Annotated in this window: 16 protein-coding genes; 7 read left to right on the top strand and 9 right to left on the bottom strand. The window is 33.6% G+C overall.

Translation table 11 applies throughout. The annotated features are described in order from the left end of the window. Positions 1–3: 3 nt before the first annotated feature. Both AC4CVH_RS13550 and AC4CVH_RS13555 read right to left on the bottom strand, forming a co-directional pair. Positions 4–732 (bottom strand): potassium channel family protein, encoded by a 729-nt coding sequence (locus AC4CVH_RS13550; protein WP_490788274.1) that lies wholly within the window; start codon positions 730–732, stop codon positions 4–6. Positions 733–966: 234 nt separating this feature from the next. After that, positions 967–1,884: a patatin-like phospholipase family protein gene (locus tag AC4CVH_RS13555; protein ID WP_490788275.1), complete on the bottom strand. Its 918-nt coding sequence runs from the start codon at positions 1,882–1,884 to the stop codon at positions 967–969. A 122-nt stretch (positions 1,885–2,006) separates the two neighbouring features. On the opposite strand from AC4CVH_RS13555, the gene AC4CVH_RS13560 reads away from it, so the two are divergent. Then, a complete protein-coding gene (locus AC4CVH_RS13560; RefSeq protein ID WP_490788276.1) occupies positions 2,007–2,351 on the top strand; it encodes a hypothetical protein in 345 nt (114 codons plus the stop codon). 86 nt (positions 2,352–2,437) lie between these two features. On the opposite strand, the gene AC4CVH_RS13565 is transcribed toward AC4CVH_RS13560, so the two are convergent. Beyond that, positions 2,438–3,733, bottom strand: coding sequence for a cation:dicarboxylate symporter family transporter (locus tag AC4CVH_RS13565; RefSeq protein ID WP_490788277.1), 1,296 nt, complete (start codon positions 3,731–3,733; stop codon positions 2,438–2,440). Positions 3,734–4,140: 407 nt separating this feature from the next. Here AC4CVH_RS13565 and AC4CVH_RS13570 point away from each other — a divergent pair, with 407 nt between their 5' ends. After that, a complete protein-coding gene (locus tag AC4CVH_RS13570) occupies positions 4,141–5,442 on the top strand; it encodes an ATP-binding protein (protein WP_490788278.1) in 1,302 nt (433 codons plus the stop codon). A 4-nt stretch (positions 5,443–5,446) separates the two neighbouring features. Then, complete coding sequence (locus tag AC4CVH_RS13575; RefSeq protein ID WP_490788279.1) at positions 5,447–6,373, top strand: response regulator; 927 nt, start codon at positions 5,447–5,449, stop codon at positions 6,371–6,373. A 74-nt stretch (positions 6,374–6,447) separates the two neighbouring features. Here AC4CVH_RS13575 and AC4CVH_RS13580 read toward each other — a convergent pair whose 3' ends face one another. The 6 genes from AC4CVH_RS13580 to AC4CVH_RS13605 form a co-directional block, all read right to left on the bottom strand. After that, positions 6,448–6,591, bottom strand: a complete 144-nt coding sequence (locus AC4CVH_RS13580) for a FeoB-associated Cys-rich membrane protein (RefSeq protein WP_490788280.1) — start codon at positions 6,589–6,591, stop codon at positions 6,448–6,450. 1 nt (position 6,592) lies between these two features. Beyond that, the gene (feoB, locus tag AC4CVH_RS13585; protein ID WP_490788281.1) at positions 6,593–8,743 is read right to left on the bottom strand and encodes a ferrous iron transport protein B; all 2,151 of its coding nucleotides are present in this window, start codon (positions 8,741–8,743) and stop codon (positions 6,593–6,595) included. Between the two features lie 48 nt (positions 8,744–8,791). After that, entirely contained in the window at positions 8,792–9,013 is a 222-nt protein-coding gene (locus AC4CVH_RS13590) for a FeoA family protein (RefSeq protein WP_490788282.1), read from the bottom strand. Between the two features lie 32 nt (positions 9,014–9,045). Beyond that, the gene (locus AC4CVH_RS13595; RefSeq protein ID WP_490788283.1) at positions 9,046–9,255 is read right to left on the bottom strand and encodes a FeoA family protein; all 210 of its coding nucleotides are present in this window, start codon (positions 9,253–9,255) and stop codon (positions 9,046–9,048) included. A gap of 178 nt (positions 9,256–9,433) precedes the next feature. Then, complete coding sequence (infC, locus tag AC4CVH_RS13600) at positions 9,434–9,952, bottom strand: translation initiation factor IF-3 (RefSeq protein WP_490788284.1); 519 nt, start codon at positions 9,950–9,952, stop codon at positions 9,434–9,436. A 128-nt stretch (positions 9,953–10,080) separates the two neighbouring features. Then, positions 10,081–10,902 carry a purine-nucleoside phosphorylase gene (locus AC4CVH_RS13605; RefSeq protein WP_490788285.1) on the bottom strand — a complete coding sequence of 274 codons (822 nt, stop codon included), beginning with the start codon at positions 10,900–10,902 and terminating at the stop codon, positions 10,081–10,083. A gap of 179 nt (positions 10,903–11,081) precedes the next feature. Between AC4CVH_RS13605 and AC4CVH_RS13610 the strand changes: the two genes are divergently transcribed. The 4 genes from AC4CVH_RS13610 (at position 11,082) to AC4CVH_RS13625 (ending at position 17,879) form a co-directional block, all read left to right on the top strand. Next, positions 11,082–11,354 carry an acylphosphatase gene (locus AC4CVH_RS13610; protein WP_490788286.1) on the top strand — a complete coding sequence of 91 codons (273 nt, stop codon included), beginning with the start codon at positions 11,082–11,084 and terminating at the stop codon, positions 11,352–11,354. Between the two features lie 94 nt (positions 11,355–11,448). Beyond that, the gene (locus AC4CVH_RS13615; protein ID WP_490788287.1) at positions 11,449–14,577 is read left to right on the top strand and encodes an efflux RND transporter permease subunit; all 3,129 of its coding nucleotides are present in this window, start codon (positions 11,449–11,451) and stop codon (positions 14,575–14,577) included. A gap of 5 nt (positions 14,578–14,582) precedes the next feature. Continuing rightward, positions 14,583–15,839: an efflux RND transporter periplasmic adaptor subunit gene (locus AC4CVH_RS13620; protein ID WP_490788288.1), complete on the top strand. Its 1,257-nt coding sequence runs from the start codon at positions 14,583–14,585 to the stop codon at positions 15,837–15,839. Positions 15,840–15,986: 147 nt separating this feature from the next. After that, a complete protein-coding gene (locus AC4CVH_RS13625) occupies positions 15,987–17,879 on the top strand; it encodes a glutamine synthetase (RefSeq protein ID WP_490788289.1) in 1,893 nt (630 codons plus the stop codon). The last annotated feature ends 53 nt before the right edge of the window (positions 17,880–17,932 follow it).

A 17,932-nucleotide genomic window follows, 5' to 3' on the forward strand; every position in this document is an offset into this window, starting at 1 on the left:
CATCTAACCTTTGTCAATAAATATAAGTGATGTAAATATGCCACTTATTAAAACTCCAAGTATGGTTTCTATTATGACCATTATTCTGACTACAGTGGAATTTGGAAGTATATCACCGTAACCGAGAGTAGTTATTGTGACTGCACTGAAATATATAAAATTCCATATTGGGTATTTAAAGTTGCCATAGGACACTTTCTTTAATACAAGAGGACTGTCATCAGGAAAACTTATTGAATTTTTCAAAAGCTCCTGGAAATAAAAATTAAGTGGATAAAAGCAGCTTTCATTTTCAAAGAACTCCTTTCCCACTATATTATAGTTATCTATCCACATGCAGACAGAATCGGCCTTTTCAAATTTCCTTCCCGAGCTTCTACCATACATAAGGTATTTATCGTCCTTTTGATCTTTTAGTATATAAAAGGAAACTTTGACCTTGTGAGTATCAAAATTCCCATTTATCTTGCTCTCACCCATATCAACTACTTTTATATGGGTTATTTTTCGCGCAGTCATCTGAAAATAATAATAATCCGCCCAGTTTTCACCTAAGGTTCTATCAAATACAAAACTGCAGTTTTTATATTTTGAATTTTTCAAGACGTTCAGTTTGACAACAGGCCTATCGTATTCACCTTCAGAAATCAATTTCTTTATACTTGAATCAAGACCAGTGCTGTAGTACATTATCTTCATATTTTTTTTAAAAGCAGCAGCTTTTGTATTCATATTTATATCATTTTGAAATATAAAAAAATTTCCTCTTGAATAATTTGCTATATTCCAATACATAATTCCGAATAATATTAGAATGGATATATACATTAAAAGTATTATATACATGAAGTTTTTTTTACCGGGACACCTCATCTTCAACCTCGATTTTTGATTTCTTACTTCTATATAATGATTTTATTAATGTATATATAATAGTATTCTTAAATTTTGAATTTGCCGATGTTTTTACAGGCAGTAATCTCTGACATATTTTTCAAAGTTCCAGAATTTCAAAAATTTCTTTGCGCTTGTATATCCAGAATTAAACAATTTTAATTTCATATCATTTGATATATTAAAGTCGGTGGTTTTAACACCGAGTGTTGGAATGAACACTGTTCTAACCGCATCTTTGTCTTTTACATATATCTCTTCATTCTTGTCAAGCATTGTGCCTACTATATCAAATAAATACGATATAAAATCCATTTTTCTATTTGCATTATATATTTTATCCGTATCCACAAGTTTGAAGCCTATAGTAGGTCTTACCGGCTTTTCTTCAGTGTCGAATATCCATATTGGAAAATTGCTCAGTATTCCACCATCAACAACATAACTGCATCCATTTTCATGGTGAAATCTAAATGGTTTAAAATAAATCGGCAGACTCATACTCATTCTAACTGCCTTTGATATTTCAAAACTATCCGGATCAACTCCATATTTTGATAAATCCTCTGGAAGTATCATTATATTTTTTTCAGTTACATCAGATGCAACTATTTTTAGTTTTGAATTCCCTTGTGAATTTATATCTGAAAACGTAATTTTTCCTTTCTTATATAAAAGCTCTTTTATAAAATTTTCAGCCTTATCGGCAGAATACATACCTTTGTCTTTCAACATTCTTATAAATTTGCCAATAAGATTCATATTGAAAAGTCTTGTCTTTTTAAAAAAGTCATGATAATTTACATCCATCATTATTGACTTCAATTCGCTACCTCTATATCCTGCTGAAACAAGCGCAGCTATAATTGCACCCGCAGATGTTCCAGCTGCCCTGTAAACTTCATAACCATAATCTTCAAAACAGCATATTGCTCCAATAAGGGCTATTCCTTTTACTCCTCCCCCATCAAACACAACATCTATTTTCATAAAATCACCTCTCTATATAAATATGTAATAAAAAAATAGAAAGCAACCAAAATAAAGAATATTTTTCGACTAAACTGGAAATAATAAATGAAAATAAAAATTCTTAAGAGAGGTGTTGTCCTATGAGAATTGAAATTTATTACAATGGACTAAAAAATGCAAACAATGCTGTTGAAAGCTTCAAAACAGCAGGATTCAACAATTCAGCTGTAGACTTATACGACAATTATATAGATTTCGAAAATTACAAGTACAGTTTTTCAGATGCACTGAGCAGTACTGGCACCTTTTCCGACAATTCCAAAAAGGTATATCAAATGAGTGGTGGAATGGGTAATTTTCATGATATTCTCAATTCGAACTACAAGGTAGTAGTAAACACAAATTCTTCACTTTCAAACAATGATATGGAAAGATTAAAGAGAATAGTTGCTGAAACCGGAGGAAATCTAAAAATTACAATCTAAAAACCATGCATAAGTATTTCTCTTATGCATGGTCATACAAAGTTTTAACAATAACAATTTAATATACAAGGATATTATACTATAATCTACTGCTCATTTGAGGAAGCTTTATAATTGTGTACTCCTATAGATTCAAGATATTCATTCCCCTTATTTTCATCGTATTCCCCCTCCCATTTTGAAACAACTATAGAGGCAAGAGAATTACCTATTACATTTACAACCGTCCTTGCCATATCAAGTAATCTATCTATACCAGCTATAAAAGCAAGTCCTTCAACTGGTATTCCAACACTTCCTAAAGTCGCAAGCAATACTACAAACGAAACTCCAGGCACTCCGGCTATACCTTTTGAAGTTATCATAAGCACAACTACAAGATTTATCTGCGTAAAAATTGAAAGGTGCATACCATACATCTGTGAAATAAATATAGCAGCTATAGCCTGGTATAACGTTGAACCATCGAGATTAAATGAATATCCTGTAGGAATTACAAAAGAAGTTATTCCAGAAGGACAACCATACTTCTCCATCTTGACCATAAGTCTCGGAAGTACTGTCTCAGAACTAGAAGTGGTATATGCAAGAATAATTTCTTCCTTTAATATCTTAACTATGTTCAATATACTGTTTCCAGCCAACTTTGCCACTACTCCCATGATTACTACTATGAATAAAAACATTGCTCCGTAAACAGTTATCATGAGTTTACCAAGTGGAACAAGTGATTTGAGTCCAAACTTTGAAACAGTTACACCTATAAGTGCGAAAACTCCAATTGGTGCAGTTTTCATAATCTGATTTGTCACCCAAAACATTGCCTGGGATGTCCCTTCTGCAATTTTGAGTATAGGTTTTCCTTTTTCTCCTATAGCCGCAACCCCAAGTCCAAACATAACTGCAAAGAATATTATTGGAAGCATGTTGCCGTTAGCAAGTGAATCAAATACATTTGAAGGAACTATATTTACTATTGTATCTGCAATTCCTTTATGTGCAGCAGTCTTTGCAGTATCTACATAACTGCTTATGCTGACTTTTGACAATTGCGTCATATCAACTCCAGAGCCCGGATGAAACACATTAGCTATTCCAAGTCCAAGTACAATTGCAATTGTACTCATAATTTCAAAATATACTATTGTCTTTATTCCAAGCTTTCCAAGTTTCTTTATATCTCCTACTCCTGCAACTCCAACTACAAGACATGAAAAAACTATCGGTATTACTATCATTTTTATAAGTCTTAAAAATATATCGCCTAAAGGCTGAAGATACGTTGAAACATTTGGATTTCCGTAAAAAACCGCACCTACAACAATTCCTAATATCAATCCTATGACAATTTGAGTAGCTAGTCCTAATTTAATTTTTTTCATAAATATCTCCTCTCAATTATTACTTTTAAGAAACATATTGAATAACCAATGTTGAAATCATTTAATATTATTTTAATATGATAATTTTGAAGTATCCATTTTCCATTTTTTATTACAAGTTTCACATCCGATTAATTCAAATTACTATCATTTAAATTAATTTTAATACTGAAATTACATAATACTATAAAATACTACGTTAAAATATATATTATATTTTTAATACAAGCATCTCCAGAATATATCGTATTTTTAAAATCAATTTAATTTTAATATAAAATTTTCTGTTAATTACAACAATAGAATAAATACAACGCATTTTTTCATGTGCAAGCTTGACATTAAAAATTTTCAAATATATAATCTAAAAATACGTATACGAATGTATAGAAAGAAGGCCCTATAAATTGGAATTTAAAAGTTCAGAAATAAAAGATGACTTCTTTATATTGATACTTATGATAATATCAATTCCCCTGACAGGAGAATTAAAATTATATCCCTTTCACGATACATTTAGAATAAGCTTCAGTACAACAATATTTCTATTTTTTTTGCTGTGGATAAAAAAAATTCCTCTTATATTATATGGTTTTATTGTAGGCATATCTGTTTTATTATTTCGTATAGCTAAAGAAATATTTGTAAACAGTAATTTTCAACTTTATCATTCATTCTTAATAAATTTTCCAGCATTCTTCTATTACTTGATCTTTTCCATGATATTTTTTGTTGCAAACATAAATAATTTCCATAACAAACCTTTAAAAATTGGCTGTCTGGCTGTGATAAGCGACTTATGTTCCGGATTGACTGAAATACTAATAAGATACTTTTTATTTCAGAACCCTATAAACATAAAAACAATATGCCTCCTTTTTATTACTGCAGTAGTCAGGAGCTTTTTTGTACTTGGTTTTTTCAATATAATAAAGTTAAATGAAATTCGGGAAAAATCACAACAACAATCTATGCAAAACGAATATATGCTTCTTTTAATTTCAAGCTTGTATGAAGAAACAATCCAGTTAAAAAAAACAATAACATATGCCGAGGATATAACAACAAAGTGCTACAATTTATATAGAAAAGTTCATGATGCCTATAAGAACTTAGAAAATAAAGATGAATTTTCAGAAAAACTTCTTGGCATTGCAGGTGAAATACATGAAATTAAAAAAGATAATCAGAGAATCTACTCCGGTCTCTCAAAAATAATTTCTTCCAAAAATTATAATGATTTCATGGCTCCAAGTGAAATCGTAAAAATAGTAATAAATACAAACAGAAAATACTCTTCATTTCTTAAAAAAGATGTGAAATTTGAAAGTAGTATTGATGCGTCTCTACCCCATATTCATGTTTACACTATGATGTCAATTTTAAATAATCTTGTTTCAAATTCAATAGAAGCATTTGATGTGAGTGGGAATATAAAAATAATGTTTGAAAAAAAGGATGCATTTAATGTTAAAATAGAAGTTGTAGACAACGGACCTGGAATACCGGAGAGAAAACAAAAATCTATATTCAAAGCCGGATATACTACTAAATTTGACGACTCAGGCAAAGCTTCCACTGGCATGGGACTAGCGTATGTAAATCATGTGGTAAATGACCTTAAAGGATGTATATGCCTTAAATCAGGCGATACTGAAACAAGATTCAGAATAGAGCTTCCAATCGGCAAACTTATAGAAAAGAGATGATTTCATGAATTTTTTTATTGTAGATGATGACGATGCAGTAAGATCCATGCTGTGCGACATAATAGAAGATTATGATCTCGGTGATATAGCAGGTGAAAGTTCAAATGGTTCTTCAATAACACCAGTTACCCTTCAGTCAAAAAAAGTTGATATACTTATCCTGGATTTATTAATGCCTTATAAGGACGGACTTGAGATTGTAGGCGAATTAAAAAATTCTTTTAAAGGCAAATTCATAATGATATCCCAGATGGAGGACAAAGATACCATAGGCAAAGCATATTCTGCAGGAGTACAGTACTACATAACAAAACCAATAAACCGACTTGAAGTAGTTGGAGTTATAAAAAATGTAATAAAACATATAACTCTTGAAAAATCCATTTACAAGATCAAAAATACTTTAGACTTTTTAAGTGATTCCAAAATAGGTTTAAAACAAGATTCAAAACCTATTTTAGATAAAAACATAACCTCCTGCAGCAAGTTCCTTTTGAATGAGCTTGGAATATTAAGTGAAAAAGGCAGCAGTGACATTATATCAATAATGGAATATCTTTACCTTGAACTTGGGGATTCAGGTTTGGATTCAAGTTTTCCAAAACTCAAGCAAATATTTTTAGATGTATCACAGGAGAAGCTTAAAAAATCCAAAGCTGTATACAGCTCTGAAATCATACAAAAAGAAGCCAAAGCTGCAGAGCAAAGAGTAAGAAGAGCCATACTCCAGGCACTCAATCACATAGCCTCTCTCGGACTTGTGGACTACTCAAATGCTAAATTTGAAGATTATTCAGCTGAATTCTTTGAATTCGAGGAAGTTAGAAAAAGAATGCTTGAACTAAATGAAGATTCAAGTAGAAACATAATACATATAAACATGAAGAAATTCATAAAGGCTTTTTATACGAAAGTAATAAGAATATTATAGGAAAGATTTTTTATATTTGAAATGTTGAAAGGCTGCTGACAAAATAATTTGCCAACAGCCTTAATATGGTATCTTTAGTTTTTATGATAACTTACAGATTTTTTACAACCGGAGCAGCCGCAACCGCAGCTTCCTCCATTTTTATGTGCTTTGTAAGTCTTATACCCTGAAAATCCAATTATAACAAATAGGACTCCAGCAACTATTGCAGTTGACATATTATACCACCTCTTTTATATCTACATTATCATCATCAATCTCAGTATAAGTTTTCTTTTGTTTTCTAAACATCATATAAAGAATAAATGCAAGTGCTATAAACCCAGCTACTGTACCAACTCCAAAGGATCCGCCTATAAACAGTGAACCAATCTGGTATACGATAAGAGCCACAAGATATGCAAATCCGCACTGATATCCAATTGCAAGGGCAGTCCATTTTCTTGAATTCATTTCAGTACGTATTGCACCCATAGCAGCAAAGCAAGGTGCACACAATAGATTAAATATTAAAAGTGAATATCCTGCAAGAGGAGTAAATGCTGCTTGAAGACTTCCCCAAACCTCTGCTCCGTCTTCTGCAACCTCTGCAAATCCATAAAGTATTCCAAAGGTTCCAACAAGATTTTCCTTAGCTATAAGTCCAGTTAACGTTGCAACTGTAGCTTTCCAATTTCCCCATCCAAGTGGATCAAATATAGGTGCAACTAAATTACCAATGCTTGCAAGTATTGAATGATCCATATCAACTGGTTTCAATGTCCAATTGTATGCACTCAAGAACCATACAAGAACAGTTGCAAGAAGTATTACTGTTCCAGCCTTCTTTACAAATGCCTTTGATCTCTCAATCATACGAACAAGAACTCCCTTTGCACCAGGTACGTGATAAGGTGGAAGCTCCATTATGAAAGGAGCAGGATCTCCTGAGAACATCTTGGTTTTCTTAAGTATAACTCCAGATACAATAATAGCTGCAATACCAATAAAATATGCTGACGTTGCAACCCATGCGGCTCCATTGAAAAGAGCACCTGCAATAAGTCCGATTATAGGAACCTTAGCACTACATGGAATAAAAGTAGTTACGATAACTGTCATTCTACGATCTTTCTCGTTTTCTATTGTCCTTGTAGCCATTACTCCAGGAACACCACAGCCTGTACCTATAAGAATAGGAATAAATGACTTACCTGAAAGTCCAAATCTTCTAAACAGTCTGTCCATTATAAATGCGATACGTGACATATATCCGCAGTCTTCAAGTATTGCAAGGCACAAGAAGAGCACTGCCATCTGAGGTACGAATCCAAGTACTGCACCTACACCTGCAACTATACCATCTAATATAAAAGAATTTAACCAGTCTGCAGTACCAATGGAATTCAAAATCCACTCAACATTATTAGGAACAAAGCTTCCAAACAAGGTGTCATTAACCCAGTTTGTCATGATACCTCCAATTGTTGATATAGAAATATAATAAACTAAAAACATAATTCCGGCAAAAATAGGCAATGCCAATATACGATTTGTTACAATTCTGTCTATCTTGTCTGAAAGAAGAACATGTTCTCCGCTTCTCTTTTTTAAAATTTTTCCTATTATTTTACTTATATAAGAATAACGTTCATTTGTAATTATGCTCTCGCTGTCATCATCAAATTTCTTTTCGCAACTTTCTATTATCTCTTTAATTTCTGATTTTGCACTGGATGATAAAGAAACTTGCTCCAGAATTTTTTCGTCTCTTTCAAAAATCTTTATTGCAAACCATCTTAAATTTACTGAATCAACAGTATCTCTTATATTATCCTGTATCCTTACAATAGCACTTTCAATGCTTTCAGAAAAAATATTTTTTGAAGGCATTGAGGTGTGCTGCTCAGCTATTTTTATTGCTTCAAGAGATACTTCCTTTGAGCCTATGCCTTTTAATGCAGAAGTTTCTATAACCGTGCATCCAAGCATCTCGCTCAATTTTTCCTTATTTATTATGTCACCTCTTTTTTGCACTATGTCTATCATATTAAGTGCAATTACAACAGGAACACCAATTTCAATAAGCTGTGTTGTCAAATATAAATTTCTTTCTATATTACTTCCATCTACAATATTTATAATTGCATTCGGCTTCTCATTTATAAGATAATTTCTCGAAACCACTTCTTCAAGAGTATATGGTGAAAGTGAATAGATTCCAGGTAAATCCTGTATTATAACATCTTTACGACCTTTGAGTTTTCCTTCCTTCTTTTCAACTGTAACACCTGGCCAGTTTCCAACATACTGAGAACTTCCAGTTAAATCATTGAACATTGTTGTCTTACCACAATTCGGATTACCGGCAAGAGCAATTTTAATCGACATTTGCATTCCTCCTTGTTATATATGTCTGAATATAATGCATCAAATATTTTAATTGACTTCAACTATATTTGCTTCTTCTTTACGCAGGCTGAGTTCATATCCTCTTACTGTAATCTCAACCGGATCGCCAAGGGGTGCAACCTTTCTTATATAAATGTTTGTCCCTTTAGTAAGTCCCATATCCATAAACCTTCTTTTAACCGCTCCATGTCCATGAAGTTTTACAATAGTAACTGTTTCGCCACATTCCGTGTCTTTAAGTGTTCTCATATATTTAATCTTCCTTTCAAAATAATATATCGCTACACTATAATTCTATTTGCCATAGATTTACTAAGTGCAACCCTTGAATCTTTAATGTTTACAATTAAATTTCCAGCAAGTTGTGCTACTATGGTAACTTTCTCACCTGTAACAAAGCCTAGATTTTTTAAATGACCTATAGTATTATCATTTCCAAGAATGTTCTTTATGCTGTTCGTTTCTCCAACTTTTAACATTGCAAGTGGCATCATCATTCCCCCTTAGACATTCTTATTAATATTTGCAATATGTATTAGAACATTGATAATGACATTGATTTTCAATATCATATTATCACATTAAATAAACCTTGTAAATAACTTTTAGAATTTATTTACAAGGTTTATTTGAAATCTATATTTAATATATTTATATTCTTTATAAGATTTAATTTTTTTTTGGTGAAATTACCATAATCATATTATTTCCTTCAAGTTTGGGTCTCTTCTCAACTGTTACGATATCCCCCAGCTTTTCAAGAAACTTGTCAAATACTTTTCTTCCAAGTGAAGTATAGTTGTTCTGCCTTCCCCTGAACCTTATAGATACCTTTACCTTATTGCCCTTTGATATGAACTTCTTTGCATTGTTTACCTTGACAACTATGTCGTTTTCCTCAATTGTAGCACTTAATCTTATCTCTTTTACTTCAAGAACCTTCTGCTTCTTCTTTGCTTCCTTTTCTTTTTTTGATTTATCATAAAGGAATTTTTTATAATCAATTATCTTACATACCGGTGGTTTAGCACCTGGTGATATCATTACAAGATCTTTTCCATTTTCTCTTGCAATATTAAGTGCATCTCTAGTTTTGACGATCTCACTTGATCCGTCTCCAACCAATCTTATTTCATTTACTCTAATTCCTTCATTCACTTTAAAATTTTTATTATTAATACAAAACACCTCGCAATAAATTTATTTATAAATAAATTCATAAAATATATAGCATATTTTCAACTCACACACTATATTATACCAAAAAAAATTCAATTTAAAAATAATTTAGTTCTAATTATTTTTGTTTATTTACATTAATACAGATCGGAAACAATGCACCTCACAAGTTCTTTGAAATTTTCACCTGAGGTTTCCGTTGTTTCAATTACATCTTTATGGTCAAGCGGCCTGTCAAGTATACCTGCTGCCATATTTGTCATACATGCTATTCCAATTACCTTCATCCCACAATGTTTTGCAACTATAACCTCAGGAACAGTCGACATTCCAACTGCATCTCCACCTATCGTTCTTATCATTCTTATTTCTGCAGGAGTCTCATAACTTGGCCCGCTCATACAAACATAGACTCCTTCCTTAAGCTGTATACCATGTTCGGAGGCTGTTTTTCTGACTTTTTTTCTCAAAATTGCATCATATGCATTAGACATGTCTGGAAAGCGCTGTCCAAACTCATCCAAATTCCTTCCTATTAAAGGGTTTGAAAAGGAAAGGTTTATATGATCCTTTATAAGCATAAGCTGGCCAGGTTTATAACTTAAATTTACAGCACCTGATGCATTTGTCACAATCATTGTCTTTATACCAATAAGTGACATTACCCTCACCGGAAAAGTAACCTTAAGCATGCTGTATCCTTCATAATAGTGAAAACGCCCCTGCATTGCAGCAACAACCCTGCCTTTTAAACGTCCTATCACAAATCTTCCTTTATGTCCTTTTACCGTTGACTCAGGAAAATTTGGTATTTCTCTGTAATCATATATTTCAGCATCTTCTATTTCATCTGCAAGCCCGCCGAGTCCGGAACCCAATATAATTGCAACTTCAGGTTTGTACTTTGTTCTGCCAAGTATATATTCTGAAGCTTCCTGTATTTCTTGCTCAATCTTCATGGTTATTCTCCTCAATAAATAATATTCTACTTTATACTAACATAAATTTATGAATATTTTAATATAATATGAATACTTTACAACATTATAGTTGAATTAATTTATCTGTGCTAATATAATATGGTTATTATGAATACATTTAGTACATAAACCAAGAAACTTTTAAAAGGAGGTAATTTATGAAAAGATATGCATTAACCATCCATGGAAGAGTTCAGGGTGTCGGATTCAGATACAGCGTCAAACTTATGGCCTATGACCTTGATACAACTGGATTTGTAAAAAATCTTGAAGATGGATCTGTATATATTGAAGTCCAGGGAAACGATGAGTCACTGGAGATATTTATGAAAAAGCTTGGGGATTGTGACAGATTCGCTAAAATTATACATATATCCTGCAGTGAAATTCAATACATAAACGAAGAACGTTCTTTTGAAATACAGTTTTAGATAAAATGTTGTATTTTTCTACTTTAATATATATAATTTAATTTATGCATTTTTAAAAATAAATATCCAACCACTCAACTAAGGAGGGAAAAAAATGAATTTAACCAAACTATCTGTAAAAAAACCGGCAACAATAACGATGGTTGTATTATTGCTTCTCGGTCTTGGTATATTCGGTTATAGAAATCTCGGTGCAGATTTAATGCCATCTATGGATATACCAGTAATTTCAATAGCTACGACTTATGCCGGTTCAAATGCAGAGGACATCAGAACCGATGTAGTAAAACCAATTGAAGATGCCATATCCGGAATAAGTGGAATAGACAAAATACAATCTACCGCAAAAGAAGGATTAGGACAAACTATAATTCAATTTAAAATGGGAACAAATATGAATACAGCCTTTCTCGATGTACAAAAAGCTGTAGATAACGCACAGGCTTCTCTTCCAAAAGACGCAAGCAAACCTACCTTATTTAAGATAGATACAAATGCAGCTCCTGTTTTAACATTATCGGTATCTGGAAATACATCCTATGATGAACTGTACAACGATGCAAATAATCTTAAAGAAGAATTAAAAAAAATTCAAGGCGTCGGAAATGTAACCATGTCTGGAATAGAAAAAAAACAACTTATGATAAAGCTGAATAAATTATCAATGGACAACTATGGTATAAACACAGCTTCTTTATTAAACAAACTCCAGTCAGAAAATATAAACATACCTTCCGGTCAGCTCAAACAACCTGGTGAAAATATATCTGTAAGAGTAACTGGCCAATTCAGTGATGTAAATGAAATAAAAAATCTTCCTGTTTCAACTTCAGGAGGAGGAATAATACACCTGTCCGACATAGCTGAAGTCAGCCTGGAATATCCTGAAAAAACCCAATACTTGAGGTTGAATGGAAAAGAAACCATAGGAATAAGTATTCAAAAACAGAGTGACGCAAATGTAGTAACAACAGTAAACAGTATAAAGAAAGAATTGGAGAAGATAAAGAAAACACTTCCTTCAAATGTTCACTTTGTAATTGCATATGATACTACTACTTTTATAAAATCCTCACTCTCAGAAATAAAGAGAAGTCTTATAGAAGGTATTATAACAACTGCCATAATACTTCTAATATTTTTGAAAAGCTGGAAATCGTCTCTTATAGTTCTTATATCGATACCAACTTCACTTATATCAACCTTTTTCGTAATGTACATAATGCACTTCACACTCAACATGATGTCTCTCATGGGACTATCTCTTTGCATAGGTATTCTTGTAGATGATTCTATTGTAGTGCTTGAAAATATACAACGGCATCTGGCCATGAAGAAAAATCCTATGGATGCCGCCATAGAAGGCCGTAATGAAATAGGTCTCGCCGCTATAGCAATAACATTGTGCGACGTAGTTGTGTATGTACCTATTGCCTTCATGTCAGGGATGACCGGAGAATTCTTCCGGGAATTTGGTCTTACAATAGCAGCAGCTTCCCTATTCTCACTGCTTATATCATTCACTGTAACTCCCATGCTTGCATCAAGACTTTTCAACAAGGTTCAATCCAAGGAAAAATCAACGTTGTTGACTAGATTCGAAAAAACACGATTTTTTGGAGCTATAGATGCAATTTCAGGCTCTATAGACAAACTAACCATACATTACGAAAAAGCACTTGTATGGTGCCTGTCACACAGGAAAAAGATACTGGCAATTATGGGAATATGCCTTGCTGCAGCAATTGCACTCATACCAATTGGTGGCATAGGTTCGGAACTTTTACCTACTACCGACGAAAGTTCTTTTACTATAAACATGAAATTTGATTCTGGCTCCACACTGAATCAAATGGATGAAAAAGTACGTGCTGTAGAGTCGTATTTGCACAAAATTCCTGAAATAGATACCTTCTATTCTACAATAGGAGCAAGCGACAATGGACTTGGATCAAGTGCAGATAGCTCTGCAAGTATAATGGTAAACTTACATCCTAAAAGTGACAGAAAAAAATCACAGTCTGAACTTGCTTCACAAGTTCGAAAGTGGGGAGATTCTTCAATATCAGGAACAGATTTTACTGTAAGTGAATCTCAAATTGGTACTGGCAGCACAAATCCTATATCAATACAGGTTCTTGGAAATGATCCTGAAACTCTCAATGAAATGTCCTCAAAAGTCAAAGACTTAATTAAAAACGTACCGGGGCTGATTGATATATCTGATTCCACAAAAAACAGCCAGAATGAGCTTGAAATTCAAGTGGACAAAATAGCTGCATCCGAGTACGGAATATCCACCTCTGATATATCATCAGTTCTCAGGACTGCCATTCAGGGGTCATCTGCCGGAGTATACAGAACCAACGGCAATGACTATGATATAACTTTAAAATTTGAAAATGGAGATATAAAAACACCTTCTGACATAAGTTCTCTAAAGATAGAAACTCAAAGCGGACAGACAGTTCCCTTAAGTGAAGTTACAAAAATAGTGAAGTCAGACAGTCCTCAGTCTATGTCTCGTCAGGACAGACAGGATGTTGTTGAAATTTCTGCAAATATACAAGGAAGATCGCTTGGTGCAGTTACAAAAGACATACAGAAGAAACTCGATTCATTATCCATGCCAAGCGGATATCAAATAAATTTCGGTGGGGATCAGGAAGACATGGCAGAAAGTTTTACGTCTCTAATAGAGGCAATAGTAGTATCTCTAATACTCATATATATGATACTTACTGTATTGTACGAATCATTTCTTACTCCGTTTATAAGAATGATATCCCTTCCGTGTGCATTGATTGGAGCGCTTGGAATACTTGCAATTACAGGAAAGACCCTCAATATGATGTCTCTTATAGGTCTTATAATGCTTGACGGACTTGCATCCAAAAACGGTACGCTTCTTATAGATTATACAAATACACTTATGAAGCAAGGCAAGAGTCTAAGAGAAGCACTTATTGAATCTGGTACAACTCGACTGAGACCTATTATAATGACCTCCATTACAATGATTGTAGGAATGCTTCCAACCGCACTTTCATTCGGAGAAGGCAGTGAGTTAAGATCGAGTATGGCTCTTGTTGTTATAGGCGGTATGATAGCATCCACTATACTCACACCTATAATACTTCCTATAGTATATACGCTTATGGATGATCTTAGAAAACGTCTTTTTAAAAACAAAACTCAGAAACCGGAAATTCAGGAGGGTTAGATAGAATGAAACTAAAAAATAACGTATTAAAAATAGTTATATGTGTAATTGCGGTTTTTTGTATAGGGCTTATAGTTAGAAATATAATAAAAAACAAAAGTGTTGAAACTTCATCTAAAACAAGGAATGTAACTGTACAGCAGGTAAAATCAACTTCAATTTCCACAACAGTTGATTATTCAGGAAAACTTAAGGCTGATACAGAAGTATCTATATCCCCAAAAAGCCCCGGAAAAGTAACTTCATTAAATGTAAAGGTGGGAAGTACCGTTAACTCTGGAGATACTCTCTTCACTCTTGATTCAAGCAATCTTGAAGCGCAGCTTGAGCAGCAACAGGCAGGTATAGATTCTGCAAATGCAAATTTAAACAAAGCTCAGGGAGCTGATGTGGATCAGCAAATTGTACAATCCCAGCAGGCTGTCAATTCATCCAGTATAAGCTACAACGATGCACTTACAAATTACAACAGAACAAAAAAGTTATACTCTGCAGGTGCTACAACAAAACAGGACTTGGACAGTGCAAAGACAAAACTTGACACTGCCTCATCAAGTCTTTCTTCTGCAAAGCAAACATTAAACCTTATAAAAGAAAAGGTAGGGCCTTCAGCTGTAGCCGTAGCACAGGCTCAGGTAAACCAACAAAAGTCCGGTCTTAAATCCATACAGACTCAGATAGACGACAATACTATAAAATCTCCAATATCGGGTATTGTATCTGAAGTAAATGTGCATAAAGGTGAAATTTCATCAAGTGCCCAAACTTCTATAAAAATAATAGATGAGAATTCAATTATGGCTGAGACCGGAATACCAGACACAATGATGTCAAAGGTGAAACAAGGTCAATCGATATATGTAATTATTCCGTCAATCTCCAGCAAAAAATTAAAAGGTTCTGTGTACAATATAACACCAGATGTAGACAGCAAAACACAGCTTCATACACTGAAGGTAAAAATAAGCAATACAGACAAAAACATAACGTCGGGCATGTTCTGCAAAATACTCATGCCGGATGAGGACAAAAAAGATGTAATTGCAATTCCAAATCAAGCCGTAAAAGTTGAAAATGGAGTCTCCTATGTTTACACGGTAAAAAACAACAAAGTAAAAAAAATATCCGTAAAAACAGGAATTTCAAATGATGAGATTACAGAGATACTATCTTCAAAAATACATGTTGGAGATTATATAATAACCGAAGGTCAGACATTTTTAAATGAAAATGACAAAGTAAGAACAATAGAACAATTTTAATCAAATAAATCTATTGACATATTAACCTATAAATTATAAAATCATAGGTATATAAATTAGAATCTGAAAAACAATTGCGTTGTTTTTTATCATTTTAATACAAAGTGCTTGTTAATGTTATTATATTTTTATAAGGGGGAAAAAAGTATGTCAAAAGATTTAATTTATTCAATATCAAAAGATAGTCATAATGAAAAAAGTCTCAAGGAACTTTTAACGAAACATCCGGAGATAAAATTCGTATCAGCTGTAGGAGTTGACCTCTGCGGCAACAACACAGATGAAAAAATACCAATCAAAGTATTTTTAAGCGATATAGATGGTTTCCTTAAAGGTGCAGTACAGACAGACGGTTCTTCCATCATACTTCCTGGAATTGCAACTCTCGACGATGCGAAGGTTGATATGGTGCCTGATCTTGATGTCAACTGGTTTGTAGACTACAATAAAGACAACCTGGATGAAGCAACTGGAAAGCCTGTTGGAACCTTGAGAATTCCCTGCTTCCTGTACCACAATGGATCAGCAGTAGATTCAAGGTATGTGCTCAAACATTCAATAGAATATTTGAAATCAAATCTCACAGACCTTTTCAAAAAATACCCTGCTTCACTTTCCTCAATCGGAATAAAGATTGACGACATAGAGGATATCATAGGAACATCCGCAACAGAACTTGAATTCTGGGTAAGTACTCCAAACAACAAGACAGAAGTTGAGGACCTTTCAACTTCACAGGTTTTAAAGGAACAGTACTGGGCAAGAACAAAAGGTGCTGTAAAGACAGCTCTTGAACAATCCCTCGAGATAATGGAGATCTACGGATTTGAGCCTGAAATGGGACACAAGGAAGTCGGCGGAATCCAGGCCAAGATCGATGAAAACGGGAACTATGAAATAATGGAGCAGATGGAAGTTGACTGGAAATATTCAACATCAGTACAGTCAGTTGACAATGAAGCCTTCGTAAAGAATATAATAGAAGAAACTTTCAAGGAAAACGGACTCAATGTTACCTTCAAGGCAAAGCCTGTTGAGGGAATCGCAGGAAGCGGAGAACACACCCATATAGGGATAGCCCTTAAACTGAAAAATGGAAAAAGAGTAAATCTTTTCTCTTCGAAAAACAGCTTCCTAAGCATATTCGGATACGGATCAATCATGGGAATACTCAAGAACTATGAAGTATTGAATCCTTTTGTTTCATCAACTACAGATGCCTTGAGAAGATTGAAACCCGGCTTTGAAGCACCTGTATGTATAGTAACTTCAATAGGACGTTCGGTTGAAGTACCATCAAGGAACAGATCCGTACTCATAGGTGTTGTACGAGAAATGCAGAGTCCTCTTGCAACAAGATTCGAACTCCGTGCCCCAAATCCAGGAACAAATACTTACATTGCAGTAGGCGCACTCTACATAGCAATGGTTGACGGAATAGAATATGCAGTAAAGAACAACAAGTCTGAGGAAGACCTTTTGAAGGAACTTTCAAAGAAAAAGGGAGAATCTGCAGACTACTTTGACAAGGACAGAGAATACAGAAGTGAAATAGATGTATTTGAATGCTATTCCGATGAAGAAAGGGAAGACCTCTTTGGAAAGGCTCCAGCAACGGTATACGAAAACTTTGAAGCCCTCGACAAATATCCTGAGAAAAAAGCAGTACTTACAAAAGGCGGAGTTTTGAAAGAAAAATATATAGAAAGCTTCAAGACAGCTTATATAGAAAAATGGTTAATTGAACTGAGCCACAGAGTATTGAATCAGTATACAAAAGAAATAAGGAACGCAAAAATGCTTCACTCCATAGACAAAGCTCTTGATATAGACGTTGCAAACTGGATGAAGATAGACAACCTGAGACATGAACTTCTTAAGGATTCATACGACAAAAAGAGTCTCTTCACACAGATAAAAGAGGCTATAGATGCTGAAGATTACGGAACTGCATCAGATCTTCAGATAGACATAGAAAAGAAGATGTTCGATCTCAGAAATTTGTATTCCAACTACAAGAAAAACTTGCTCGACATATAACACCAGATAAAGAAGAACCACTGGAAATATTCTTTCCAGTGGTTCTTTTTTTC

The sequence above is a fragment of the Clostridium pabulibutyricum genome (genome assembly GCF_058242705.1).

Coding starts and splice junctions, on each gene's coding strand:
- AC4CVH_RS13620 (WP_490788288.1), top strand. CDS start 14,583: ATGAAACTAAAAAATAACGTATTAAAAATAGTTATATGTGTAATTGCG.
- AC4CVH_RS13565 (WP_490788277.1), bottom strand. CDS start 3,733: ATGAAAAAAATTAAATTAGGACTAGCTACTCAAATTGTCATAGGATTG.
- AC4CVH_RS13575 (WP_490788279.1), top strand. CDS start 5,447: ATGAATTTTTTTATTGTAGATGATGACGATGCAGTAAGATCCATGCTG.
- AC4CVH_RS13590 (WP_490788282.1), bottom strand. CDS start 9,013: ATGAGAACACTTAAAGACACGGAATGTGGCGAAACAGTTACTATTGTA.
- AC4CVH_RS13595 (WP_490788283.1), bottom strand. CDS start 9,255: ATGCCACTTGCAATGTTAAAAGTTGGAGAAACGAACAGCATAAAGAAC.
- AC4CVH_RS13610 (WP_490788286.1), top strand. CDS start 11,082: ATGAAAAGATATGCATTAACCATCCATGGAAGAGTTCAGGGTGTCGGA.
- AC4CVH_RS13555 (WP_490788275.1), bottom strand. CDS start 1,884: ATGAAAATAGATGTTGTGTTTGATGGGGGAGGAGTAAAAGGAATAGCC.
- AC4CVH_RS13605 (WP_490788285.1), bottom strand. CDS start 10,902: ATGAAGATTGAGCAAGAAATACAGGAAGCTTCAGAATATATACTTGGC.
- feoB (WP_490788281.1), bottom strand. CDS start 8,743: ATGTCGATTAAAATTGCTCTTGCCGGTAATCCGAATTGTGGTAAGACA.
- AC4CVH_RS13560 (WP_490788276.1), top strand. CDS start 2,007: ATGAGAATTGAAATTTATTACAATGGACTAAAAAATGCAAACAATGCT.
- AC4CVH_RS13550 (WP_490788274.1), bottom strand. CDS start 732: ATGAATACAAAAGCTGCTGCTTTTAAAAAAAATATGAAGATAATGTAC.
- AC4CVH_RS13625 (WP_490788289.1), top strand. CDS start 15,987: ATGTCAAAAGATTTAATTTATTCAATATCAAAAGATAGTCATAATGAA.
- AC4CVH_RS13580 (WP_490788280.1), bottom strand. CDS start 6,591: ATGTCAACTGCAATAGTTGCTGGAGTCCTATTTGTTATAATTGGATTT.
- AC4CVH_RS13615 (WP_490788287.1), top strand. CDS start 11,449: ATGAATTTAACCAAACTATCTGTAAAAAAACCGGCAACAATAACGATG.